Origin of the sequence: Pseudomonas xanthosomatis, from assembly GCF_019139835.1 — a bacterium.
Lineage (GTDB): Bacteria > Pseudomonadota > Gammaproteobacteria > Pseudomonadales > Pseudomonadaceae > Aquipseudomonas > Aquipseudomonas fakonensis.
The window spans coordinates 5,215,556-5,238,612 of sequence record NZ_CP077075.1 but is presented as its reverse complement, the minus strand read 5'-3'; the positions used below and the strand labels follow the sequence as shown (position 1 = coordinate 5,238,612).

Sequence of the window (23,057 nt, the reverse complement as noted above, 5' to 3'; positions counted from 1 at the left end):
CCTTCAAAGTCAAGGTGTTACCGCGCTTTGTTCAACTTGCCTGTTTTGTGTGACGGCTGTGTGGTTGCACGGTGACGGTTCGCATCATTGTGGTGCGAAAAGTAGCGCGGTGTTACCGCGGCGGGGCAAGCCCAGGGGTGTTGGTGAACCACTTGGGTGCAGCTGTGCGCGGTTGCGCGTCGTGCCCGTGTGGTGGCTGGTAAAGCAGGGTATCCTTCGCCCCCTGTTCCCGCCGCATGGGCGGGCACCTGTTTTCTGGAGGTTCGCCGTGTTCACTCTCGATTCGCGTCTGCAACAGGATTCCCTGCTACTGGGCGAGCTGCCGTTGTGCAGCCTGCTGCTGAGCAAGGACGCCAATTACCCCTGGTTCATCCTCGTGCCGCGGCGTGCCGATGTCAGCGAACTGTTCGACCTGGATGAAGCCGACCAGCGCCAGTTGTGGGAAGAAAGCACGGCGTTGGCCGAGGCACTCAAGGACGCGTTCGCTGCCGACAAGATGAACGTTGCTACCCTCGGCAATCTAGTCAGTCAGTTGCACATGCATGTGATCGTCCGCCGCCGTGGCGACGCCGCCTGGCCGGCGCCGGTATGGGGCAAGGTGCCGGCTATCGGTTACACCGACCAGCAGGTCGAAGGCATTCGTCGGCGTATCGTCGAACTGCTCGGCGAAAGCTTCAAGGAGGCCTGAATCATGTCGCTTGAAATGCGCATCGTCGAACTGGAAACCCGTCAGGCATTCCAGGATGACACCATTCAGGAGCTTAACGACGTGGTGGTCGAGCAGGGGCGGGTGATCGAGCGCCTGCAACTGCAGATGGCCGAGCTGATCAAGCGTTACGAAGACATGGTCGGCCAGTACGGCGGGGGCGGGGAGGAGCCTCCACCCCCCCATTACTGAGGGTGGTGGAGGGGCGTGGTCAGCGGCGCGAGACCGCGACCACGTCTTCGGCCTGCAGGCCTTTGTCGCGGTGCATCACCGAAAACTCCACGCGCTGGCCTTCGACCAGAACGCGGTGGCCTTCGCCGCGGATGGCGCGAAAGTGCACGAAGATATCGTCACCCGAATCGCGCGAGATGAAGCCGAAGCCCTTGGAGGTGTTGAACCACTTCACCGTGCCGGTATCGCGTTTGCCAGCATCCAGCGCAACGCCCTGGCTTGCGCGTGGCTTGCGCGCGCTGCGGGCCAGGCCTGCGGCCAGGTGCAGCAAGGTGGCGAGCATGGCGCAGGCCAGTGCCGGCAGGGTGCCCAGCTCCGGGCGTGCCAGCAGGGTGATGGTCTGCAGGATCACCGCTGCCACCAGCAGGATGCTGGCGGCGCGTTGCAGATGCTGGCGCATGCCCTTGTAGTACAGCGGCAGGGCAGGGGCGAGCAGCAGGTTGAGCAGGCCGAGCAAGGCCAGGTAGACGGCTTCGGGTTGTTGCAGCAAAGGTGTTGCGTCGGTTCTGAGGCTGGGTATGAGCGATAGCAGCAAGGCAGCCACGCCCGTCACCAGATGGACGATCTTGAACATTTTTAGTTGGCTCGCATTGATAAAGGCCGATCACAGGATGAGCTGGCTGCACGGTGCACAGAAACGGTAGGTGCGAAAACGTGGCTGGCCAAGCCTATGCACCCGGCATTGACAATCCGCACGGGTGGCACGCTGCCTATTTAACAGCAAAGGAGGGGGCTTCTCAAACCGTTGGCTGGCAAACGGCTATGCGTGCGGCGCCTGAGCGCATGCGCGGGAAGCAATCTCTTGCTACAGTGGCTCGCGCCCGCTTGAGCATTCAGGCCTTATGGAAAGGGGAACTTCATGGCAATCGATATCGGTATCAGCGAAGAAGACCGCAAGTCCATCGTCGAAGGGCTGTCGCGCCTGTTGTCCGACACTTACGTGCTGTACCTGAAAACCCACAACTTCCACTGGAATGTCACCGGCCCGTCGTTCCGTACCCTGCACCTGATGTTCGAGGAGCAGTACAACGAACTGGCCCTGGCTGTTGACTCCATTGCCGAGCGTATCCGCGCCCTCGGCTTCCCGGCGCCGGGCTCTTATGCATTCTATGCCCGCCACTCCTCTATTAAAGAAGAGGAAGGGGTGCCGGCGGCCGACGAAATGATCCGCCAGCTGGTCCAGGGGCAGGAAGCAGTGGTGCGCACCGCGCGCAGTATCTTCCCGGTGGTGGACAAGGTCAGTGACGAGCCGACCGCCGACCTGCTGACCCAGCGCATGCAGGTGCACGAGAAAACCGCCTGGATGTTGCGGGTATTGCTCGACGGGAAATGATTGCCGCTTGAGCCGTTCGCTGCGCCCTGGAATCAGGCCCGCCACCTTCACAGGTGGCGGGCCTGAGCGTTTGGGGGGAAGGCCTTGCTGCTGGGATGGCCGCGGCCGGGAGCGCTTCATGGGTGTCCTTGACCTGCTCGCTTGGGCGAAAGGTCGTGTCGCCACAGGGAGCAAAGCGATGAATGACGGGGTGCGCGGGGTCGATGGCGGTGCCAGGCAGGGGCAGCGGGCAGGCAAGCCCAGTATCGACCCGTTCAGGGCCGACTTCGACATGGCGCAGGCCGGGCCGGTCTCGCGTTCGGTGCGCTTGAACGGCTTTGCCACCTGTCTGCGTCTTGAGGTGGTCTACTGGCGCATCCTCGAGCGCATCGCCCGGGCCAATCACTGCTCGGTCAGCGCCGTGTTGTCGTACCTGGACCGCGAAGTGCACCTGCGCCATGGCGGGGTGCGCAATTTCAGCGGCCTGGTACGGGTCATCTGCGTGGCCTGGCTGCAGGAAGCACCCGACGCCGACTGATCGCCGGGCGGGCTGCACTGCTCCCCTTAACCATATATAATCCCGCTCTTTGCTGCCTTGGGCAGCGTGCGATGTGGTTGACGAGAGACACCCATGCCCCTTTACGACTATCAATGTGGCGCCTGCGAGCACCAGTTCGAGGCCCTGCAGAAGATCAGCGCTGCGCCGCTGAGCGATTGCCCGGCGTGCCAGGCACCCGCGTTGAAGAAACTGCTGTCGGTCCCCGGCTTTCGCCTGAGCGGCAACGGCTGGTACGAGACTGACTTCAAGACCGGGGCAAAAAAGAACCTGGCAGGCGGCGACAAGGCCGACTGAGTTGAATTGCACCGAGCAGGTCTTGCAGTATTAGCCCCCTGGGCAGGCCAGACCTTTACCGAATACACGAATCACGAGAAGCGAACACCATCATGATGCGCAGCCATTATTGCGGCCAACTGAACGAGAGCCTGGACGGCCAGGAAATCACCCTTTGCGGTTGGGTCCATCGTCGCCGCGACCACGGCGGGGTGATCTTCCTCGATATCCGTGACCGCGAAGGCATGGCCCAGGTCGTGTTCGACCCGGATCGCGCCGAAACCTTCGCCAACGCCGACCGCGTGCGCAGCGAATACGTCGTGCAGATCACCGGCAAGGTGCGCCGTCGCCCTGAAGGCGCGGTCAACCCGAACATGGCCTCCGGTGGCATCGAAGTGCTGGGTTACGAGCTGAACGTGCTCAACGAAGCCGAAACCCCGCCGTTCCCGCTGAACGAATATTCCGACGTCGGCGAGGAAACCCGCCTGCGCTACCGCTTCATCGACCTGCGTCGCCCGGAAATGGCCGACAAGCTGCGCCTGCGTTCGCGCATCACCAGCAGCATCCGCCGCTTCCTCGACGAAAACGGCTTCCTCGACGTCGAAACGCCGATCCTGACCCGCGCAACCCCTGAAGGCGCCCGCGACTATCTGGTACCGAGCCGTACCCACGCCGGCAGCTTCTTCGCCCTGCCGCAGTCGCCGCAGCTGTTCAAGCAGTTGCTGATGGTCGCCGGCTTCGACCGCTACTATCAGATCGCCAAGTGCTTCCGCGACGAAGACCTGCGTGCCGACCGCCAGCCGGAATTCACCCAGATCGACATCGAGACCAGCTTCCTCGATGAAGCCGAGATCATGGGCCTGACCGAGGGCATGATCCGCAAGCTGTTCAAAGAGGTCCTGGACCTGGAGTTCGGCGAATTCCCGCACATGACCTTCGAAGAGGCCATGCGCCGCTACGGTTCGGACAAGCCTGACCTGCGCATCCCGCTGGAGCTGGTCGATGTTGCCGACCAATTGAAAGACGTTGACTTCAAGGTCTTCGCCGGCCCCGCCAACGACCCGAAATGCCGCGTCACCGCCCTGCGCCTGCCAGGCGGCGCCAGCATGCCGCGCAGCAAGATCGACGAGTACACCAAGTTCGTCGGCATCTACGGTGCCAAGGGCCTGGCCTACATCAAGGTCAACGAGCGCGCCAAGGGCGTCGAAGGCCTGCAGTCGCCGATCGTCAAGAACATCCCTGAGGCCAACCTCAACAACATCCTCGACCGCGTGGGCGCTGTCGACGGCGACATCGTGTTCTTCGGTGCCGATAAGTTCAAGGTGGTCAGCGAAGCCCTGGGTGCGCTGCGTATCCGCCTGGGTCACGACTTCGAGCTGCTGACCTGCAAGTGGGCGCCGATGTGGGTGGTCGACTTCCCGATGTTCGAAGAGAACGAAGACGGCAGCTTCAGCGCGCTGCACCACCCGTTCACCGCACCGAAGTGCTCGCCGCAAGAGCTCGAGGCCAACCCGGGCGCCGCTCTGTCCCGTGCCTACGACATGGTCCTGAACGGCACCGAGCTGGGTGGCGGTTCGATCCGTATCCACCGTAAAGAGATGCAGCAAGCGGTGTTCCGCCTGCTGGGCATCGAGGCGGCAGAGCAGGAAGAGAAGTTCGGCTTCCTGCTCGACGCCCTGAAGTTCGGCGCACCACCCCACGGTGGCCTGGCCTTCGGCCTGGACCGCCTGGTCATGCTGATGACCGGCGCCCAGTCGATCCGTGAAGTGATCGCCTTCCCGAAAACCCAGAGCGCCGCTGACGTGATGACCCAGGCCCCAGGCCAGGTCGATGCCAAGGCCCTGCGTGAGCTGCACATTCGTCTGCGTGAGCAGACCAAGGTCGAGTGATCGGCCGGGGCGCCCCGGTAACAGGGCGCTCCCGCGCTTTGGCGCAGTCTTCTTCGCGTTCCGCCCTTCGGGGCGGAACCTGTTTCTGTTTCAAGGATTTGGAGTCGTTATGGCCGGTCATTCCAAGTGGGCGAACATCAAGCACCGCAAAGAACGCCAGGATGCCAAGAGAGGCAAGGTCTTCACCAAATGGATCCGCGAGCTGACCGTCGCCGCCAAGCAAGGCGGACCTGACCCGGCCTCCAACCCGCGCCTGCGCCTGGCGCTGGACAAGGCCCTGGGCGCCAACATGAGCCGCGACATCATCGACCGCGCGGTGGCCCGTGGTGCCGGCACCAACGAAAGCGACAACGTCGAAGAGCTCAGCTACGAAGGCTACGGCCCGGGCGGCGTGGCGATCATGGTCGAGGCCATGACCGACAACCGCAACCGCACCGCAGCTGCAGTGCGCCACGCGTTCACCAAATGCGGCGGCAACCTGGGCACCGACGGCTCGGTGGCCTACCTGTTCGAGCGCAAGGGCCAGATCAGCTTCGCCGCCGAACTGAAGGTGGACGAAGATGCGCTGATGGAAGCCGCCATGGAGGCCGACGCCGATGACGTGGTGGCCAACGAAGACGGCTCGTTCGAGGTGTTCACCTCGTTCAACAGCTTTTACGCGGTGCGCAACGCCCTGGAAGAAGCCGGCTTCAAGGCCTCGGACGCCGAGATCGTGATGCAGCCGACCACCAGTGCCGAACTGGACCAGGACGGGGCCGAGAAGGTGCTCAAGCTGATCGACATGCTCGAAGACCTGGACGATGTGCAGAACGTCTACTCCAATGCGCAGATCTCTGACGAGATCATGGAAGCGCTGGGCTAAGGTTGTCGTTAATCCAGGCGGCCTATTCGCGGGCAAGCCCGCTCCCGCAGGATCTCATCACTCGTCAGAGAGAAGGTGAACCTGTGGGAGCGGGCTTGCCCGCGAATAGGCCGGTACACATTGCACTGGTAATGCAGGCGTTATGACTCTGATTCTTGGTATCGACCCCGGCTCGCGCATCACCGGCTTCGGCGTGGTTCGCCAGACCGCGCGCGGCTGCGAGTACGTGACCTCAGGCTGCATCCGCACCGGTGACGGCGAGCTGCATGACCGTCTGCTGGTGGTGTTTCGCGGCGTCAGCGAGATCATCCGCCAGCACGGCCCCGTGACCATGGGCATCGAGCGGGTGTTCATGGCGCGCAACGCCGACTCGGCGCTCAAGCTCGGCCAGGCGCGCGGGGCAGCCATCGTCGCCGCCGCCGAAGCCGGCCTTGAGATCGCCGAATACACCGCCAGCCAGGTCAAGCAGGCCGTGGCGGGCACCGGCGGGGCCAACAAGGAACAGGTGATGCTTATGGTCATGCACCTGCTCAAACTCACCAAGAAGCCGCAGATCGACGCCTCCGATGCCCTGGCCATCGCCTTGTGCCACGCCCACACCCGCTCAAGCCTGATCCCCCATGGCCTGAGCACGGCGCGGCGGCGCGGCGGGCGCTTGCGTCTGTAAGCGCTTCATGCGCTGATACACATTTTGTCCGGGGGAAACATTCACCCGGCACATTTGCTGATAGGGTGAACCGGTTTTCGACCGGCGCCCGAGAGGAAGGATCGGAACGTGATTGGACGTTTGCGCGGTACCCTGGCGGAAAAACAGCCGCCGCACCTGATTGTCGATGTGGGCGGCCTGGGCTATGAGCTCGAAGTCCCCATGACCACGCTGTACCGCCTGCCCAAGCTGGGCGAGGTGGTCACCCTGCACACGCACCTGGTGGTCCGTGAAGACGCCCACTTGCTCTACGGCTTCGCCGAGAAGCGCGAGCGTGAGCTGTTCCGCGAGCTGATCCGGCTCAACGGCGTAGGCCCCAAGCTGGCGCTGGCACTGATGTCGGGGCTTGAAGTGGACGAACTGGTGCGCTGCGTTCAGGCCCAGGACGCCTCGGCCCTGGTGCGCGTGCCCGGGGTTGGCAAGAAGACCGCCGAACGCCTGTTGGTCGAGCTCAAGGACCGTTTCAAGGCCTGGGAAACCTCCCCGGCCATGTTCACTCTGGTTTCCGACGGCCCGCTGCCGGTGGCCAGCGAATCCACCGCCGAGGCCGACGCAGTAAGCGCCTTGGTCTCTTTGGGCTACAAGCCGCAAGAGGCCAGCAAGGCCATCGCCGCGATCAAGGACAAGGCAGGCCTTGGCAGTGAAGAGCTGATCCGCCGCAGCCTCAAAGGGATGATTACCAAGTGATCGAGACCGACCGCCTGATCGCCGCCTCCGGGCGTGACCGCGAAGAAGTCCAGGACCGTGCGATTCGCCCGTTGAGCCTGGAGGACTACATTGGCCAGCCGGTGGTGCGCGAGCAGATGGCGCTGTTCATCCAGGCCGCGCGTGGGCGCAGCGAGTCCCTCGACCACACCCTGATCTTCGGCCCGCCGGGCCTGGGCAAGACCACCCTGGCCAACATCATCGCCCACGAAATGGGCGTGTCGGTCAAAAGTACCTCCGGCCCGATCCTCGAGCGCCCGGGTGACCTGGCGGCGATGCTGACCAACCTCGAACCCCACGATGTGCTGTTCATCGACGAAATTCACCGCCTGTCGCCGGTGGTCGAGGAAGTGCTGTACCCAGCCATGGAAGACTTCCAGCTCGACATCATGATCGGTGAAGGCCCTGCGGCCCGCTCGATCAAGCTCGACCTGCCGCCGTTCACCCTGGTCGGCGCCACTACCCGTGCCGGCATGCTGACCAACCCGCTGCGTGACCGTTTCGGTATCGTCCAGCGCCTGGAGTTCTACAGCGACCGCGACCTGGCCACCATCGTCAGCCGTTCGGCGAGCATTCTCGGGTTGCCGATGGACGACAAGGGCGCCTACGAGATCGCCCGCCGGGCGCGCGGCACGCCACGTATCGCCAACCGCCTGCTGCGGCGGGTGCGCGACTACGCCGAGGTGCGCGGCAAGGGCGAGATCACCAAGGCAGTCGCCGACATGGCGTTGAACCTGCTCGATGTCGACGAGCGTGGTTTCGACCACTCCGACCGGCGCCTGCTGTTGACCATGATCGAAAAATTCGACGGCGGCCCGGTGGGCCTGGACAACCTGGCGGCGGCCATTGGCGAGGAGCGCCACACTATCGAAGACGTGCTCGAGCCGTATCTGATCCAGCAGGGTTACATCATGCGCACCCCTCGAGGCCGGGTGGTCACCCGCCACGCCTACCTGCATTTCGGCCTGAACATCCCCGGGCGCTTCTGCGAGGGCGGTGAATATGCGGCGCAAGACGACGAATGACAGATCGAACCGGCGTTTTTGTGGTCCTACCGCAGGCACGCCGCAGCGGCGCTGGCAATAAGACATTATCGATGCAAAAACAGTTGCCGCAGCGGATTGGCAAGCACAGGAGTAAGCACTAGAGTATGCGCGCGCAAAATGGGCTGGAACCGTTCGCACACCGCTGTCGCGTCTATTACGAGGATACCGACGCCGGTGGGGTGGTTTACTACGTCAACTACCTGAAGTTCATGGAGCGTGCGCGTACCGAGCGCCTGCGTCACCTGGGGTTTTCCCAGCTGGAGCTGGCCGGTGACAACCTTCTGTTCGTGGTCCATTCCAGCGAAGCGCGCTACCACGCGCCGGCGCGGCTGGACGACGAGTTGCGGGTGACCGCGCAAGTAACCGAATTGAACCGCGCCAGCCTGCGTTTCGTGCAGCAGGTGTGGCGCTGCAAAGATGAAACGCTGCTCTGCGAAGGGCAGTTTCTGGTGGCCGCCGTGCGTGCCGACACTTTCAAACCCCGGGCCATTCCCCCAGCGCTGCGTGACGCCTTCCTGGCGGACAGCACGGGTACTCAATCCAACGCAGGAGAATAAGCGTGGAAGCAACCGTCGTCGACCATACCTCCATGTGGAGCCTGGTCGCCAATGCCAGTGTCGTGGTTCAGTTGGTCATGTTGACCTTGGTGGCCGCCTCGGTCACCTCGTGGATCATGATCTTCCAGCGCAGCACCATGCTGCGTGCCGGCCGTCGTGCGCTTGACGCGTTCGAAGAGCGCTTCTGGTCGGGCATCGATCTGTCCAAGCTGTACCGCCAGGCCGGCAGCAACCCGGACCCGGACTCGGGCGTCGAGCAGGTGTTCCGTGCCGGCTTCAAGGAGTTCTCACGCCTGCGCCAGCAGCCGGGTGTCGACCCTGACGCGGTGATGGAAGGCGTTGGCCGTGCCATGCGCGTTGCCATCTCGCGCGAGGAAGAAAAACTCGAGCAGAGCCTGCCGTTCCTGGCCACCGTCGGTTCCACCAGCCCGTACATCGGCCTGTTCGGTACCGTGTGGGGCATCATGAACTCCTTCCGCGGCCTGGCCAGCGCCCAGCAGGCGACCCTGGCCACTGTGGCCCCCGGCATCGCCGAGGCCCTGATCGCCACCGCGATCGGCTTGTTCGCAGCCATCCCGGCGGTCATCGCCTACAACCGTTTCGCTGCGCGCAGTGAAACTCTGATCGGCCGTTACTACACGTTCGCCGACGAGTTCCAGGCAATTCTGCACCGCAAAGTACACACCAGCGAAGAGTGATCAGGTAGAAACCCATGGCCCGAGTTCGCCACAAACGCAAGCCGGTCGCCGAGATGAACGTGGTGCCCTACATCGACGTGATGCTGGTGCTGCTGGTCATCTTCATGGTGACCGCCCCCATGCTCAACCAGGGCGTGAAGGTGGACCTGCCCAAGGTTTCCAGCGAAGCCCTGCCGCAGGACAACAACGTCCAGATCCTGACCATCTCGATCAAGGCCGACAAGACCTACTACTGGAACCTTGGCAGCGAAGTCGACACCGACAAGCAGATGGACAAGGCCATGACCTTGCCGGAAATGACCGGTGCGGTGACCAAGATCATCGCCGCCGGCCGCGACCAGGGCAAACAGACCCAGGTCTTCATTCGTGGCGACAAGGCTGTCGACTACGGCGCGGTCATGGGTGCCATGGGCGGGTTGCAGAAGGCCGGTGTCGGTAACGTTGGCCTGATTACCGAGGCGCCCTGATGCAACAGCGAGAGCCATCCGCCTCGGAAAGCTACTTCTGGCCCAGTATCTGGGCCATTGGCCTGCATGTGCTGGTGTTCGGCTTGCTGTTCGTCAGTTTTGCCATGACGCCCGAGCTGCCGCCCTCCAAACCCATCGTGCAGGCTACGCTGTACCAGCTCAAGTCGAAAAGCCAGGCTACCACCCAGACCAATCAGAAGATTGCCGGGGAGGCGAAGAAAACCGCCGCGCGCCAGACCGAAGTCGAGCAGTTGGAGCAGAAGAAGGTCGAGCAGGAGGCCATAAAGGCCGCGGAACAAAAGAAAGCCGACGCCGCTCAAAAGGCCGAAGAGGCCCGTGAAGCCGCCGAGGCGAAAAAGGCTGACGAAGCCGCCAAGGCCGCCGAGCAGAAGAAGGCCGCTGAAGCCAAGAAGGCTGAAGAGGCGAAGAAGGCCGCTGAAAAGCAGCAGGCCGACATCGCCAAGAAAAAGGCTGAAGAAGAGGCCAAGAAACAGGCCGAGGAAGAAGCCAAGAAACAAGCTGCGGAAGAGGCGAAGAAGAAAGCCGCCGAAGACGCGAAGAAAAAAGCAGCCGAGGACGCGAAGAAAAAAGCCGCGGCCGAGGATGCGAAGAAAAAGGCAGCTGAAGAGGCCAAGAAAAAGGCCGCTGCAGACGCCCAGAAGAAAAAGGCACAGGAAGCGGCGCGCAAGTCGGCGGAAGACAAGAAAGCCCAGGCCCTGGCCGAGCTGTTGTCCGACTCCACCGAACGCCAGCAGGCCCTGGCCGATGAGCAGGGTGACCAGGTGGCCGGCGACTTCGACGACCTGATCCGCATGCGAGCAGCCGAAGGCTGGGCGCGTCCGCCCTCTGCGCGTAAAGGCATGACGGTAGTTCTGCAGATCAACATGCTGCCGGACGGCACCATCACCAACGTGAGCGTGGCCAAATCCAGTGGCGACGGCCCGTTCGACAGCTCGGCGGTAGCCGCGGTGAAGAACATTGGTCGGTTGACCGAGATGCAGGGCTTGAAGCCGAACGAGTTCAATCCGTATCGTTCATTCAAGATGACATTTACACCTGAGGATCTAGCGTTGTGATTAAACGTCTGAGAGGACTCCTGGTCTTGCTCTGCTGCGTGGCGGGCATGGCCATGGCAGAAGAGAAGAACATCCTGGTCACCAGCGGCAGCGATCGGGCCACGCCCATCGCCGTCGTACCGTTCGGTGTGCAGGGCGGCAGCGTGTTGCCGGAAGACATGGCCGACATCATCGGCAACGACCTGCGCAACTCCGGCTACTACTCGCCGATCCCGCGGCAGAACATGATCAGCCTGCCGAGCCAGGCCAGTGAAGTGATCTTCCGCGACTGGAAAGCCCTGGGCGCCCAGTACGTCATGGTCGGCAGCATCGTGCCGGCAGGCGGGCGCCTGCAGGTCAGCTACGCGCTGTTCAACGTCGCCACCGAGCAGCAAGTGCTGACCGGCAGCGTTGCTGGCGGTGTCGACCAACTGCGCGACATGGCCCACTACATCGCCGACCAGTCGTTCGAGAAGCTCACCGGCATCAAGGGTGCGTTTTCCACCCGCATGCTGTACGTGACTGCCGAGCGCTTCTCGACCAATAACACCCGCTACACGCTGCAGCGCTCGGACTACGACGGTGCCCGTGCGGTGACCCTGCTGCAGTCGCGCGAGCCGATCCTGTCGCCGCGCTTCGCGCCGGATGGCAAGCGTATCGCCTATGTGTCGTTCGAACAGAAGCGCCCGCGCATCTTCGTTCAGCACATCGACACCGGCCGCCGTGAGCAGATCACCAACTTCGAAGGCCTGAACGGTGCTCCGGCCTGGTCGCCTGACGGCACCCGCCTGGCATTCGTGCTGTCCAAGGACGGCAACCCGGACATCTATGTGATGAACGTGGCTTCGCGCCAGATCAGCCGTGTCACCGCTGGCCCCGGTATCAATACCGAGCCGTTCTGGGGCAAGGATGGCAACACGCTTTACTTCACTTCCGACCGTGGCGGCAAACCGCAGATCTATAAACAGTCGGTCAGTGGTGGTGGTGCCGAGCGGGTAACTTTCGTTGGCAACTACAACGCCAACCCAAAACTGTCTGCCGATGAAAAGACCCTGGTGATGATTCATCGCCAACAGGGTTTCACCAACTTCAAGGTGGCAGCACAGGACCTGCAACGCGGAAGTGTAAAGATTCTCACAGAGACCAGTCTTGATGAGTCTCCCACTGTTGCGCCAAACGGCACCATGCTAATCTACGCCACCCGCCAGCAGGGCCGGGGAGTCTTGATGCTCGTGTCGCTTAACGGCCGTGTGAGGCTCCCACTTCCTACCGCTCAAGGCGAAGTCAGAGAACCGTCCTGGTCCCCTTACCTGAACTGATTGCGGCGTAACACGTTTTGCTTAACACACTGGGGTTTCATTAGGAGTTTCACGATGGAAATGCTGAAGTTTGGTAAATTCGCTGCGCTGGCTCTGGCCATGGCTGTAGCTGTAGGTTGCTCCTCCAAAGGCGGCGACAACGCTGGTGAAGGCGCTGTTGACCCGAACGCTGGCTACGGTGCCAACACTGGCGCTGTCGACGGTTCCCTGAGCGAAGAAGCCGCCCTGCGCGCAATCACCACCTTCTACTTCGAATACGACAGCTCGGATCTGAAGCCAGAAGCCATGCGCGCCCTGGACGTTCACGCCAAGGACCTGAAAGCCAACGGCAACCGCGTTGTCCTGGAAGGCAACACCGACGAGCGCGGCACCCGCGAGTACAACATGGCTCTGGGTGAGCGTCGTGCGAAAGCCGTTCAGCGCTACCTGGTTCTGCAGGGCGTTTCCCCTGCTCAGCTGGAACTGGTTTCCTACGGCGAAGAGCGTCCAGTTGCCACCGGCAACGACGAGCAGTCCTGGGCTCAGAACCGTCGCGTAGAACTGCGTAAGTAAGTTCTTATGCGTATGTGCCGTCGTGCTGTAACCGTCCTCGCACTCAGCCTGCCGCTTTCGGCGTGGGCTGCAGTTCCCGTAGTAGATGACAACTCGGGTGGTTACCCACCTGCGGGTTATGGCACGAGCGGCGCGTCTGCCGGGGTAGGGGCTTCGGCCCCTGCTTCTGCAAACGGTCAGCTGTTCATGCAGCTGCAACAGATGCAGGACCAGATTTCCCGCCAGCAAGGCATCATCGAAGAGCTGCAAAACGATGTGTCGCGCATGAAGCAGGAAAACCTCGAGCGCTACCAGGACCTGGACCGTCGTATCGGTACCGGTGCGCCTGCCCCAGCGGCTCCAGACAATTCCTCCACCGGTGGTGCGAACAACGCAGCCACGGGTGCCGCTGCCGGCGCAAGCGCCGCGCAGCAACCGGCCGCGAGCAGCGAGCCGGGCGATCCGGCGAAAGAAAAGCTGTATTACGATGCCGCTTTCGACCAGATCAAGCAGAAAGACTTCGACAAGGCCAGCCAGGCGTTCAACGCCTTCCTGCGCAAGTACCCCAACAGCCAGTACGCCGGCAACGCGCAATACTGGCTGGGTGAAGTCAACCTGGCCAAGGGTGACCTGCAGGGTGCAGGCCAGGCCTTTGCCAAGGTCAGCCAGCTGTACCCGCAGCACAGCAAGGTGCCGGACTCGCTGTACAAGCTGGCCGACGTCGAGCGCCGCCTGGGCCACACCGACAAGGTCAAGGGCATCCTGCAACAGGTCGTCACCCAGTACCCCGGCACCTCCGCCGCGCAACTGGCCCAGCGCGACCTGCAAAAGCTCTGAGTCACCGCTTGATGAACAAACCCGCGCCCGTCGCGGGTTTTTTCGTTTTATGCCCCCTGCAGTCGCCAGCAAGCCAGCTCCTGCACTGGGCCGCGCGTTATGCCGCAGGCGCGTTGGTGGACGCACCACCCGGTTGTTCGTTAGAATCTTGGCCCTTTTTCAAACACGCTATCGCGGATAACGCCATGTCGAGTCCGCGACAGTGCCTGACGGAGGCGGACAGCCTGTTTAGCTGTCACGCCCGTGGCGACCATGCAAGACACATTACGCATCACCGAAGTCTTTTACTCGTTGCAGGGTGAAACACGCACGGCTGGGCTGCCCACGGTATTCGTGCGCCTGACCGGTTGCCCCCTGCGCTGCCAGTACTGCGACAGTGCCTATGCCTTCACCGGCGGCACCATCCGCAGCCTCGATTCTATCCTCGAACAGGTGGCCGGCTTCAAGCCGCGCTATGTCTGCGTCACCGGCGGTGAACCGCTGGCCCAGCCCAATGCGCTGCCCTTGCTCAAGCGTCTGTGTGATGCCGGCTACGACGTATCGCTGGAAACCAGCGGCGCGCTGGACATTGCCGGCACCGACACCCGCGTCAGCCGCGTGGTCGACCTCAAGACCCCAGGCTCGCAGGAGTCGCACCGTAACCGCTACGAGAACATCGAGCTGCTGACCCGCAACGACCAGGTCAAGTTCGTCATCTGTTCCCGTGAGGACTACGATTGGGCGGTCTCCAAGCTGATCCAGTACAACCTGGCCGAACGCGCCGGTGAAGTGCTGTTTTCGCCCAGTCACCATCAGGTGAGCGTCACCGACCTGGCCGACTGGATCGTCGCCGACAACCTGCCCGTGCGTTTCCAGCTGCAGCTGCACAAGCTGCTGTGGAACGACGAACCTGGACGCTGAGAGAAAAGACATGACTGACAAACGTGCGGTAATCCTGCTGTCCGGTGGCCTGGACTCGGCCACCGTGGTGGCCATGGCCAAGGCCGAAGGCTATGCCTGCTACACCATGAGCTTCGACTACGGCCAGCGCCACCGCGCCGAGCTCAACGCAGCGGCCCGCGTGGCCCGTGACCTGGGGGTGGTCGAGCACAAGGTGATCGGCCTGAACCTCGATGGCATTGGTGGTTCGGCCCTGACCGACACCAGCATCGATGTGCCAGAGGCGCCGAGTGAAGGCATTCCGGTCACCTACGTACCGGCCCGTAACACCGTGTTCCTGTCCCTGGCCCTGGGTTGGGCCGAGGTGCTGGAAGCGCGCGACATCTTCATTGGTGTCAACGCGGTGGACTATTCCGGTTACCCGGACTGCCGCCCCGAGTTCGTCGAAGCCTTCGAGCGCATGGCCAACCTGGCCACCAAGGCCGGTGTCGAGGGGCAGGGCTTCCGTATTCAGGCACCGCTGCAGAACCTGAGCAAGGCGCAGATCGTCGAGGCCGGCATGGCCCGCGGTGTGGATTACAGCCTGACGGTCTCGTGCTACCAGGCCGACGATGACGGCCGCGCCTGCGGCAAGTGCGACAGCTGCCGCCTGCGCGCCGACGGCTTCAAGGCTGCCGGTGTAGCGGATCCGACCCGGTATATTTGAAAATATTTCCGATGGGGTGTTGATTTCCTGTGAGAAATCAGTAATATACGCGCCATCCAACGGGTCGTTAGCTCAGTTGGTAGAGCAGTTGGCTTTTAACCAATTGGTCGTAGGTTCGAATCCTACACGACCCACCATACGCAGTAAGAAAAAGCCCGCCTTCATGGCGGGCTTTTTCGTTTGCGTCTTTCACCGTTTCCTACGTGCTGCATGGCTGTTTCAACCAGCCAGTTCCGCATTGGCCCAGGATCAACTAGTCTGCTCGTTCACCGTTATTCAATGGAATGAGCGAAACGACATGGCGACCATCACCCTTTCCCGCAGTTTCAGCTTTCTCGACCCGCAGGACTGGAGCTGGGATGTCACCCAGGCCACCGGCTCATCCATGGTCATCAGTGACGGTGTGCACACCCAGAGCTTCGGTGGGCGCTTCGTCTATTTCGGCGACTATGTCAGCGGCACGGTCACCAGCAGCACCTTCCGCCTGAACGGCGCCACGGTCTACAGCGCAACCGGCATGAACAAAAGCCTGGCAGAGCTGGCCGAGTTCGCCATGACCGAAGGCGATACCTTGGAAACCTACGCCTACGTGCTCGACGGCAACGACACCCTGCTGGGCAGCACCGGTAACGACACGCTGCTGGGCTTTGCCGGCGACGACCTGATCGACGGCCGCGGCGGTGCCGACATCATGATCGGCGGGGTGGGCAACGACACCTACGTGGTGGACAACATCGGTGACCAGGTGCAGGAACTGGCCGGCGAAGGCATCGATACGGTCAATATCGCCATCGCAGTCGCCAAGGGCAGCTACACCCTGGGGGCCAACGTCGAGAACGGCAAGCTGACCAATGCGGTGGCCTTCGACCTCACCGGCAACGCGCTGAACAACACCCTCACCGGCAACGCCGCGGCCAACCGCCTTGACGGCGGGCTAGGGGCAGACACCCTGAACGGCGGTGCGGGCAACGACACCTATGTGGTGGACAACCTCGGCGACCTGGTGATCGACAGCGCAGGTATCGACACTGTCGAGGCCTCGATCAGCTACACCCTGGCCGCAGGCCTGGAAAACTTGAAACTCACCGGCAGCCAGGCCATCAACGGCACGGGTAACGCCGCAGCGAACCTGCTCGACGCTACCCAGAACAGCGCCGCCAACGTGCTCACCGGCGGCAAGGGCAACGACACCTACCTGCTCGGCGCAGGCGATACGGCGGTGGAGTTGTTCAACGAAGGCATCGACTTGGTGCAGACCAGCCTCAGCCACACCCTGGGCGCCAACCTCGAAAACCTCACCCTGCTCGGCAACGCCGCCATCAACGGCACCGGCAACGAGCTGGCCAACGTCATCACCGGCAACAGCGGCGACAACGTGCTCGATGGCGGCGACGGGGTGGATACCCTGCAGGGTGGTGCCGGCAACGACACCTATAGCGTCAGCCTGACGGCCACCAACGCCTTGCAGGACAAGGTCATCGAGGCACTGAACCAGGGCACCGACACCTTGCGCGTCACCGGTGGTACCAGCGGCGCCAAGCTGGCCACTCTGGTGCTGGGTGCCAACCTTGAAAACCTCGACGCCGGGCAAACCGGCGCGGTGCTGCTCAACCTCACCGGCAATACCGCCGGCAACGAACTCATCGGCAATGATGCCGACAACCTGCTCAGCGGCCTGGCCGGTGACGACATCCTGCGCGGCGGGCTGGGCAACGACACCCTCAATGGTGGCGTTGGCAGCGACCAGATGTTCGGCGGCCAAGGCAATGACACCTATTACGTCGACAGCATCGGCGACAGCGTGGTGGAGCTGGCCGGCGAAGGCACCGACACGGTCAATATCGCCATCGCAGTCGCCAAGGGCAGCTACACCCTGGGGGCCAACGTCGAGAACGGCAAACTGACCAACACCGTGGCCTTCGACCTCACCGGCAACGCGCTGAACAACCAGCTCACCGGCAACGCGGCGGCCAACGTGCTCGATGGCGGTGCCGGTGCCGATACCATGAACGGCGGCGCCGGCAACGACACCTATTACGTCGACGATATCGGTGATGTGATCATCGACAGCGCCGGGCTCGATACGGTCATCTCCAGCATCAGCTTCGACCTGCAGGGCTCGACCCTGGAAAACCTCACGCTGACCGGCAGCAACGCCATCAACGCCACCGGCAACGCCCTGGCCAACGTGCTCGACGGCTGGCAGAACAGCGCCGCCAACCTGCTCACCGGCGGCAAGGGCAACGACACCTATGTGGTTGGCGCCGGCGACACGGTGGTCGAGGGCTTGAACGAGGGCACCGACCTGGTCCAGGCCCATGTCAGCTTCACCCTGGGCGCCAACCTCGAGAACCTCACCCTGATGGGCAGCGCGCCGATCGACGGCACCGGCAACGCGCTGAACAACACCATCATCGGCAACGCCAGCGACAACCGCCTCGACGGTGGCGCGGGCGTGGACAAGCTGCAGGGCGGTGTCGGCAACGACACCTACCTGGTCGACCTCACTGCGGCCAATGCCCTGCAGGACAGCATCATCGAACGGGTCGGGGAGGGGGTCGATACCGTGTTGGTACGTGGCGGCACCCTGGGCCTGGCATCCAAGACCATCACCCTGGGCGCCAACCTCGACAACCTGGATATCAGCGACACCAACGCCGGCGTGCGCCTCAACCTGGTCGGCAACACGCTGGACAACGTACTCACCGGCAACAGCGCGCAGAACGTGTTCACTGGCGGGCGCGGCCACGACGCGTTCCGTTTCGACGCGCTCGACCAGTTGGGCAATACCCTTGACACCCGCGACACCATCACCGATTTCAAATCAGGCGAGGACCTGCTCGATTTCACCCGCCTGGGTGATTTCCGCGTGGTTCAAGGGGATGCCGCGTTCACCGGCGGCTACCAGCTCAAGCTGGTGGGCGGTGTGTTGTACGGCACCCTCGACAACGACGACCAGGCCGATTTCCAGATCGTGCTGACCGGTGTCAAGAGCTTGACCCAGGATGACCTGATGCCCCTGACTTGAGCTGATCAAACAGCTTTTCTGGCGACAACTTTCCTTTGCATGGGCTGCGGCACCCTGTCGTAGTCCGATTTCGTCGCCTGACCTGCTGGCACCGGCTTTGCCGGTGATCGCCGGCAAGCCGGCTCTCATAGAACTGCACATAACTCATTGATTTAGCAGGGACCTGTGGGAGCTGGCTTGCCAGCGATAGGGCCGGTACAGGCTAAGGCTCCACCAACCAGTCATTGGCACGGCGGATGTCACTGTCGGTCAACTGCCCGCGCCAGCGGTGCAGGGTCAGCAGGCTGGTGATGAAGCGGTACTGCGCCTGTTGCAGGTCGCGGCGGGCGCGGAACTCCTCGCGAATGCTGTACAGCACGTCGGTGCTGGTGTTGATGCCGCGCTTGTAGACTTCCTGGGCCGAACGCGTGGCGGCAGTGGTCGATTCCACGGCCACCCGCGTCGCCTTGATGCGTTGCAGCTCGGCGTTCATGGTCAAAAAGGCGGTGGCGGTTTCGCGCTTGACCTGGCGGCGCAACGCTTCCAGCTCCTGCTCGGCCGCATCGCGATCCCCCATCGAACTTGCCACCCGTGCACTGGTGGACCCCCCGCTGTACAACGGCACCTGCATATCCAGCGACGCTACGTAGTTCTCCGAGCGTGGGGTGAGCGTGCCCTCATAACCGATGTCGCTGCGCAGCGCCGTCAGGCTCAGGCCGAGTTTGGGCAGGTGCCCGGCCTTGGCTTCGGAAATCGCCGCCTGCGCCGCGTCCAGGCTGCGCTCGCGGGCCTTGATACCGGGGTTCTCGCGCAGTGCGGTCTGTTCCCAGTAATCCCGCGATTGCGCCGGCAGGGTGTAGGTGGCGTTGCTGGCGATGCGCTTGAGCGGCTCCTGCACGTCACGCCCGACCAGTTCGGAGATGGCCTCGCGGGCCACGGCCACGCGGTTGGCGGCCTCGATCTCGTCGGCCACCAGGTTGTCGACCCGCGCCTGCATGGCCTGCGAGTCCTGGGTGGTAGCCATGTTGTGGGCAAGCAGAGCCTTCAGGCGCTTGTTGTCGGTTTGGGTGGCGTCCAGTTCGGCGCGCACCAGGGCCAGTTCGTCTTCGGCGGCAAGCACCGCGAAGTAGCGCTCGGCCAGGTCGATGCTGGCCTGGATGCGGGTGTCCTCGGCCTCGAAGTCGCGCTGGCGGGTGAGCTGGCGAAACTTCTGGTAGCTGCGCCACACCTGCGGGTCGTAGATCGCCTGGTTGAGGCTGACCACCGCGCGCTTGCCGTTGTATTCGGTACGCCCCAGGTCATCGTCGCGGCGGCTGCGGTTGATACTGCCGCTGGCGCTGATTTGCGGCAGCATCTGGCCCAGCGCCTCGCGTTCGCGGCCTTCACCGCTGCGCACCACCGCCTGGGCACGCAACACCCGCGGGTCGGCGCTGGCGGCCTCCTGCTGCAGCTGCCACAGGTCGATGGACGCCGGCGCCGGGGTGGCCAGGGCCAGGCCTGGCAGGCACAGGCCGAGGGCTATCAGGTACTTCATGTCAGTCCTCGATCAGCGAGCGGGCGAAGGCGTTGCTGGCCGGTTGCACCAGGTACTGCAGCAGGGTGCGCGCGCCCGTGTTGATCAGCACCTCGGCAGGCATGCCCGGCAGCAGCGCCAGGTGGCCGAGGGCCTTGTGGCCGTTGTCGGTCACCGCCACCCGGGCCAGGTAGTAGGGGGCGCCGGTGTCCTTGTTCACCAGGCGGTCGGCCGACACCTGCAGCAGGCGGCCTTCGATCACCGGCGTGGTGCTGCTCTTGAAGGCGCTGAAGCGGATGTTGGCCAGGCTGCCGATGACGATGCGGTCGATGTCCATGGGCGAGACCTGCGCCTCGACGATCAGCTCCTCGTTGGCCGGCACGATGTCCATCAGCGGTGTGCCCGGGCTGATCACCCCGCCCAAGGTGTGCACGGTCATGCCCATCACCATGCCGGCCTCGGGGGCCTGCACCTCGGTGCGCTGGTCGCGGTCCTGCACTGCGGCCAGGCGCTCGGTGAGGTCGTAGACCTTGCTGCGGGTTTCGCCCAGTTGCTCGGCCACTTCGCTGGCGAAGGTCTTGTTCAGTTGCAGGATTTTCAACTGCGCCTCGGCGATCTGCTGTTCGGCGCGGGCGGCGTCCGAGCGCAATTCGGCCAGTTGCGCCTTCATGTTGCCCAGGTCGCGCTGGCGTTCCTGCAGGCGCTGGCTGTCGACGTAGCCCTGCTTGAGCAGGTCGTCGAGGCTGGCGATCTCGCTGTCGTAGCCTGGGATCAGGCGCTCTTTTTCGGCGCGGATGGCCTGGTTGCCGGTTATCTGCACGCGGATCTGCTGGATGGTCTTCTGTTGCAGGCTGATCTCGCCCAGCAGCGCGGCGCGCCGGGCCTGGAAGATCCGCGCTTCGCTTTCGCGGGCTTCACGCACCCGCGGGTCGTCGGCGTTCAGGCGCGCTTGTAGGGCCGGCGCGGCCAAGCCGTCGCGCTCGGCCACCAGGCGCTCTTCCAGGGCCTGAGCGGCGATGAGCTGGCTGCGGATCATTTCGGCGTCGGCTCGGGCCTGGGTGTTGTCCAGCACCAGCAGCACGTCGCCGGCCTTGACCTGATCGCCATCGTGCACGCGCAATTCGCGCACGATGCCGCCTTCCAGGTGCTGCACGGTCTTGCGGTAGCTTTTCACGGTGACCACGCCGGGGGCCAGGGCGGCGCTGTCCAGCGGGGCGAGGGCGGCCCAGCCGCCGAACAGGCCGAAGGTCACCAGCACGATCAGGTAGCCGATGCGCCGGGTCGGGCGGTCGTCCACCGGCAGCGGCGCGTCGGTCTCGGCGGGTGCGGCCGGGTGTTGCAGGTTCAGGTTCATGGCGTGGTACCGATGGCCTGCGCATTCGGCGCGGGCGGGGTGGCAGCGTTTTGCAGGTGGGCGAGCACCTTGTCGCGGGGGCCGTACAGGCTCAGTTCGCCCTGGTTGAGCACCAGCAGGCGGTCGACCGCTGCCAGTACACCGGAGCGGTGGGTGATGACGAACACTGTGGCGCCGCTTTGCTTGAGCTTGAGCAGCGCCTCGGCCAGCAGTCGCTCGCCGGTTTCATCCAGGTTGGAGTTCGGCTCGTCCAGCACTACCAGCCGCGGTGCCCGGTACAGGGCCCGGGCCAGGCCCACGCGCTGGCGCTGGCCGCCGGACAGCCCGCCGCCGTTGGCGCCGATCACGGTGTCGTAGCCCTGGGGCAGTTGCAGGATCATCTCGTGCACCCCGGCCATGCGTGCGGCGTCCACCACGGCGGTGGCGTCCACCTGGGCAAAACGGGCGATGTTCTCGCTGATGGTGCCTTCGAACAGCTCGATGTCCTGGGGCAGGTAGCCCAGGTGCGGGCCGAGTTCTTCGCGGCGCCACTGGGTGATGTCGGCGCCGTCCAGGCGTACCGTGCCGGCCAGGCCCGGCCAGATCCCCAGCAGGGCGCGGGCCAGGGTCGACTTGCCGGCGCCGCTGGGGCCGATGATGCCGACGGTTTCGCCGGGGGCGACCTTGAAACTCAGGCTGCGCACCAGCGGCGTGCGGCTGCCGGGGGCGGCAACCGACAGGTTTTCCACGCTGATAGCACCCTGGGGCGCCGGCAGCGACATGCGCTCGGGTTCGGCGGCGATCTTCTCCAGCAGCTCGTGCAGGCGCGCGTACTGCCCACGGGCGCCGACGAAGCCCTTCCACACGCCGATCAACTGGTCGATGGGCGCCAGCGCCCGGCCCAGCAGGATGGAGCCGGCGATCATCAGGCCCGAGCTGATCTCGTGTTTGATGGTCAGGTAGGCGCCCAGGCCCAGCACCAGCGACTGCACGATCTGGCGGAAGGTGCGTGACACCGAGGCGATGGCCCCGGCGCGGTCGCTGGCCACGCTCTGCAGGCTCAGCACCTTGTGCACCCGCGCGCTCCAGCGCTGGCGCAGGTCACCGAGCATGCCCATCGACTCCACCACCTCGGCGTTGCGCAGGCTTTTGTTGGTGAAGGCGGTGGCGGCCATGTGCTCGCGGTTGGCGTTGTACAGCGGCGCCTTGGTCAGGCGCTCGTTGCACCAGGCCAGCAGGCCCAGCAGCAGGGCGCTGATCACGCCCATCCAGCCGTACCAGGGGTGGAACATGAACATCACCGCCAGGTAGATGGGGATCCACGGGGTGTCGAAGAAGGCGAACAGGCCGTTGCCGGTGAGGAACTGTCGCAGGCTGCTCAGGTCGCTCAGTGGCTGGGCCGAGGCGTTCATGCCGCCGCTGTCCAGGGCCTGGCGAAAGCTTGCATCGAACAGGCGCTTGCCCAGCAGCGTCTCCAGCCGGGTGCTGATGCGCACCATGATGCGCGAGCGCACCCATTCCAGGGCGCCGAGGGTACCCATCAGCAGCAGCATGATCAGGGTCAGCATCAGCAGCGTCGACTCGCTGGCGCTGCCCACGGCGCGGTCGTAGACCTGCAGCATGTAGAACGACGGCACCAGCATCAGCAGGTTGACGAAGAAACTGAAAAAGCCGACCGAGAGGAAGCTGTCCTTGCAGGTGGCGAGGGCTTGTTCCAGCTCGGTGCGGGGGGATGTTGCCATGGTTGCCTGCCTGTAAAGCGGGGGTGCAAGCCCCGTTGATCGTTAAACGTGCCAATGCCCATGGCTGCCGGCCGTCGCGTGCAAGCGACCGGCAGCCATGGGCATTGGCGATGCCGCCCCGGCA

The 23,057-nt window shown here is 63.8% G+C and carries 24 protein-coding genes and 1 tRNA gene; 21 read left to right on the top strand and 4 right to left on the bottom strand.

What is annotated here, in order from left to right; all coding sequences use genetic code 11:
* Positions 1–268 precede the first annotated feature (268 nt).
* Positions 269–688: an HIT family protein gene (locus KSS93_RS23085; RefSeq protein ID WP_217886129.1), complete on the top strand. Its 420-nt coding sequence runs from the start codon at positions 269–271 to the stop codon at positions 686–688.
* Between the two features lie 3 nt (positions 689–691).
* Positions 692–898, top strand: a complete 207-nt coding sequence (locus KSS93_RS23080; RefSeq protein ID WP_217839898.1) for a SlyX family protein — start codon at positions 692–694, stop codon at positions 896–898.
* A gap of 19 nt (positions 899–917) precedes the next feature.
* On the opposite strand, the gene KSS93_RS26750 is transcribed toward KSS93_RS23080, so the two are convergent.
* Positions 918–1,511: a cold-shock protein gene (locus KSS93_RS26750; protein ID WP_302474049.1), complete on the bottom strand. Its 594-nt coding sequence runs from the start codon at positions 1,509–1,511 to the stop codon at positions 918–920.
* Between the two features lie 285 nt (positions 1,512–1,796).
* Here KSS93_RS26750 and KSS93_RS23070 point away from each other — a divergent pair, with 285 nt between their 5' ends.
* The 19 genes from KSS93_RS23070 (at position 1,797) to KSS93_RS22980 (ending at position 18,366) form a co-directional block, all read left to right on the top strand.
* Positions 1,797–2,270, top strand: coding sequence for a Dps family protein (locus KSS93_RS23070; protein WP_023381917.1), 474 nt, complete (start codon positions 1,797–1,799; stop codon positions 2,268–2,270).
* Between the two features lie 178 nt (positions 2,271–2,448).
* On the top strand, positions 2,449–2,787 hold the full coding sequence (locus KSS93_RS23065; protein ID WP_217886128.1) for a ribbon-helix-helix domain-containing protein: 339 nt from the start codon (positions 2,449–2,451) through the stop codon (positions 2,785–2,787).
* A 93-nt stretch (positions 2,788–2,880) separates the two neighbouring features.
* Positions 2,881–3,102: an FmdB family zinc ribbon protein gene (locus KSS93_RS23060; protein ID WP_217886127.1), complete on the top strand. Its 222-nt coding sequence runs from the start codon at positions 2,881–2,883 to the stop codon at positions 3,100–3,102.
* A 92-nt stretch (positions 3,103–3,194) separates the two neighbouring features.
* A complete protein-coding gene (gene aspS / locus KSS93_RS23055) occupies positions 3,195–4,970 on the top strand; it encodes an aspartate--tRNA ligase (protein WP_217886126.1) in 1,776 nt (591 codons plus the stop codon).
* 109 nt (positions 4,971–5,079) lie between these two features.
* Entirely contained in the window at positions 5,080–5,832 is a 753-nt protein-coding gene (locus tag KSS93_RS23050) for a YebC/PmpR family DNA-binding transcriptional regulator (RefSeq protein WP_217839893.1), read from the top strand.
* Between the two features lie 142 nt (positions 5,833–5,974).
* Positions 5,975–6,499, top strand: a complete 525-nt coding sequence (gene ruvC / locus KSS93_RS23045) for a crossover junction endodeoxyribonuclease RuvC (protein WP_217886125.1) — start codon at positions 5,975–5,977, stop codon at positions 6,497–6,499.
* A 108-nt stretch (positions 6,500–6,607) separates the two neighbouring features.
* Positions 6,608–7,225 (top strand): Holliday junction branch migration protein RuvA, encoded by a 618-nt coding sequence (ruvA, locus tag KSS93_RS23040; RefSeq protein ID WP_217839891.1) that lies wholly within the window; start codon positions 6,608–6,610, stop codon positions 7,223–7,225.
* Positions 7,222–8,268, top strand: a complete 1,047-nt coding sequence (ruvB, locus tag KSS93_RS23035; protein WP_217839890.1) for a Holliday junction branch migration DNA helicase RuvB — start codon at positions 7,222–7,224, stop codon at positions 8,266–8,268. The genes ruvA and ruvB overlap by 4 nt, the downstream gene beginning before the upstream one ends.
* A 125-nt stretch (positions 8,269–8,393) precedes the next feature.
* Entirely contained in the window at positions 8,394–8,846 is a 453-nt protein-coding gene (gene ybgC, locus KSS93_RS23030; RefSeq protein WP_217839889.1) for a tol-pal system-associated acyl-CoA thioesterase, read from the top strand.
* Between the two features lie 2 nt (positions 8,847–8,848).
* Positions 8,849–9,544, top strand: coding sequence for a protein TolQ (tolQ, locus tag KSS93_RS23025; protein WP_217839888.1), 696 nt, complete (start codon positions 8,849–8,851; stop codon positions 9,542–9,544).
* Positions 9,545–9,558: 14 nt separating this feature from the next.
* Positions 9,559–10,011 carry a protein TolR gene (gene tolR / locus KSS93_RS23020; protein WP_039603824.1) on the top strand — a complete coding sequence of 151 codons (453 nt, stop codon included), beginning with the start codon at positions 9,559–9,561 and terminating at the stop codon, positions 10,009–10,011.
* Positions 10,011–11,087: a cell envelope integrity protein TolA gene (tolA, locus tag KSS93_RS23015; protein ID WP_217886124.1), complete on the top strand. Its 1,077-nt coding sequence runs from the start codon at positions 10,011–10,013 to the stop codon at positions 11,085–11,087. The genes tolR and tolA overlap by 1 nt, the downstream gene beginning before the upstream one ends.
* A 47-nt stretch (positions 11,088–11,134) precedes the next feature.
* Positions 11,135–12,385 carry a Tol-Pal system beta propeller repeat protein TolB gene (tolB, locus tag KSS93_RS23010; protein WP_217888789.1) on the top strand — a complete coding sequence of 417 codons (1,251 nt, stop codon included), beginning with the start codon at positions 11,135–11,137 and terminating at the stop codon, positions 12,383–12,385.
* 54 nt (positions 12,386–12,439) lie between these two features.
* Complete coding sequence (pal, locus tag KSS93_RS23005; protein WP_023381906.1) at positions 12,440–12,937, top strand: peptidoglycan-associated lipoprotein Pal; 498 nt, start codon at positions 12,440–12,442, stop codon at positions 12,935–12,937.
* A 6-nt stretch (positions 12,938–12,943) separates the two neighbouring features.
* Positions 12,944–13,753 carry a tol-pal system protein YbgF gene (gene ybgF, locus KSS93_RS23000; protein ID WP_217886123.1) on the top strand — a complete coding sequence of 270 codons (810 nt, stop codon included), beginning with the start codon at positions 12,944–12,946 and terminating at the stop codon, positions 13,751–13,753.
* A 252-nt stretch (positions 13,754–14,005) separates the two neighbouring features.
* The gene (queE, locus tag KSS93_RS22995; protein ID WP_217886122.1) at positions 14,006–14,653 is read left to right on the top strand and encodes a 7-carboxy-7-deazaguanine synthase QueE; all 648 of its coding nucleotides are present in this window, start codon (positions 14,006–14,008) and stop codon (positions 14,651–14,653) included.
* A gap of 10 nt (positions 14,654–14,663) precedes the next feature.
* Entirely contained in the window at positions 14,664–15,338 is a 675-nt protein-coding gene (gene queC / locus KSS93_RS22990; protein ID WP_217839884.1) for a 7-cyano-7-deazaguanine synthase QueC, read from the top strand.
* A gap of 61 nt (positions 15,339–15,399) precedes the next feature.
* Positions 15,400–15,475: transfer RNA gene (locus tag KSS93_RS22985), tRNA-Lys, on the top strand.
* Between the two features lie 161 nt (positions 15,476–15,636).
* Positions 15,637–18,366, top strand: a complete 2,730-nt coding sequence (locus tag KSS93_RS22980; protein WP_217886121.1) for a beta strand repeat-containing protein — start codon at positions 15,637–15,639, stop codon at positions 18,364–18,366.
* Between the two features lie 202 nt (positions 18,367–18,568).
* Here KSS93_RS22980 and KSS93_RS22975 read toward each other — a convergent pair whose 3' ends face one another.
* From KSS93_RS22975 to KSS93_RS22965, 3 genes are read right to left on the bottom strand one after another with little or no spacing between them, the layout of a single operon-like run.
* On the bottom strand, positions 18,569–19,879 hold the full coding sequence (locus KSS93_RS22975; protein ID WP_217886120.1) for a TolC family protein: 1,311 nt from the start codon (positions 19,877–19,879) through the stop codon (positions 18,569–18,571).
* A gap of 1 nt (position 19,880) precedes the next feature.
* Positions 19,881–21,212, bottom strand: coding sequence for an HlyD family type I secretion periplasmic adaptor subunit (locus tag KSS93_RS22970; RefSeq protein ID WP_217886119.1), 1,332 nt, complete (start codon positions 21,210–21,212; stop codon positions 19,881–19,883).
* A complete protein-coding gene (locus tag KSS93_RS22965) occupies positions 21,209–22,933 on the bottom strand; it encodes a type I secretion system permease/ATPase (RefSeq protein ID WP_217886118.1) in 1,725 nt (574 codons plus the stop codon). The genes KSS93_RS22970 and KSS93_RS22965 overlap by 4 nt, the downstream gene beginning before the upstream one ends.
* Between the last annotated feature and the right edge of the window lie 124 nt (positions 22,934–23,057).

Bases quoted from the DNA above. Each gene is read 5' to 3' on its own strand.
- KSS93_RS23080 (WP_217839898.1), top strand. From the start codon at position 692: ATGTCGCTTGAAATGCGCATCGTCGAACTGGAAACCCGTCAGGCATTC.
- KSS93_RS26750 (WP_302474049.1), bottom strand. From the start codon at position 1,511: ATGTTCAAGATCGTCCATCTGGTGACGGGCGTGGCTGCCTTGCTGCTA.
- KSS93_RS23070 (WP_023381917.1), top strand. From the start codon at position 1,797: ATGGCAATCGATATCGGTATCAGCGAAGAAGACCGCAAGTCCATCGTC.
- KSS93_RS23065 (WP_217886128.1), top strand. From the start codon at position 2,449: ATGAATGACGGGGTGCGCGGGGTCGATGGCGGTGCCAGGCAGGGGCAG.
- KSS93_RS23060 (WP_217886127.1), top strand. From the start codon at position 2,881: ATGCCCCTTTACGACTATCAATGTGGCGCCTGCGAGCACCAGTTCGAG.
- aspS (WP_217886126.1), top strand. From the start codon at position 3,195: ATGATGCGCAGCCATTATTGCGGCCAACTGAACGAGAGCCTGGACGGC.
- KSS93_RS23050 (WP_217839893.1), top strand. From the start codon at position 5,080: ATGGCCGGTCATTCCAAGTGGGCGAACATCAAGCACCGCAAAGAACGC.
- ruvC (WP_217886125.1), top strand. From the start codon at position 5,975: ATGACTCTGATTCTTGGTATCGACCCCGGCTCGCGCATCACCGGCTTC.
- ybgC (WP_217839889.1), top strand. From the start codon at position 8,394: ATGCGCGCGCAAAATGGGCTGGAACCGTTCGCACACCGCTGTCGCGTC.
- tolR (WP_039603824.1), top strand. From the start codon at position 9,559: ATGGCCCGAGTTCGCCACAAACGCAAGCCGGTCGCCGAGATGAACGTG.
- tolA (WP_217886124.1), top strand. From the start codon at position 10,011: ATGCAACAGCGAGAGCCATCCGCCTCGGAAAGCTACTTCTGGCCCAGT.
- tolB (WP_217888789.1), top strand. From the start codon at position 11,135: ATGGCCATGGCAGAAGAGAAGAACATCCTGGTCACCAGCGGCAGCGAT.
- pal (WP_023381906.1), top strand. From the start codon at position 12,440: ATGGAAATGCTGAAGTTTGGTAAATTCGCTGCGCTGGCTCTGGCCATG.
- ybgF (WP_217886123.1), top strand. From the start codon at position 12,944: ATGCGTATGTGCCGTCGTGCTGTAACCGTCCTCGCACTCAGCCTGCCG.
- queE (WP_217886122.1), top strand. From the start codon at position 14,006: ATGCAAGACACATTACGCATCACCGAAGTCTTTTACTCGTTGCAGGGT.
- queC (WP_217839884.1), top strand. From the start codon at position 14,664: ATGACTGACAAACGTGCGGTAATCCTGCTGTCCGGTGGCCTGGACTCG.
- KSS93_RS22980 (WP_217886121.1), top strand. From the start codon at position 15,637: ATGGCGACCATCACCCTTTCCCGCAGTTTCAGCTTTCTCGACCCGCAG.
- KSS93_RS22975 (WP_217886120.1), bottom strand. From the start codon at position 19,879: ATGAAGTACCTGATAGCCCTCGGCCTGTGCCTGCCAGGCCTGGCCCTG.
- KSS93_RS22970 (WP_217886119.1), bottom strand. From the start codon at position 21,212: ATGAACCTGAACCTGCAACACCCGGCCGCACCCGCCGAGACCGACGCG.
- KSS93_RS22965 (WP_217886118.1), bottom strand. From the start codon at position 22,933: ATGGCAACATCCCCCCGCACCGAGCTGGAACAAGCCCTCGCCACCTGC.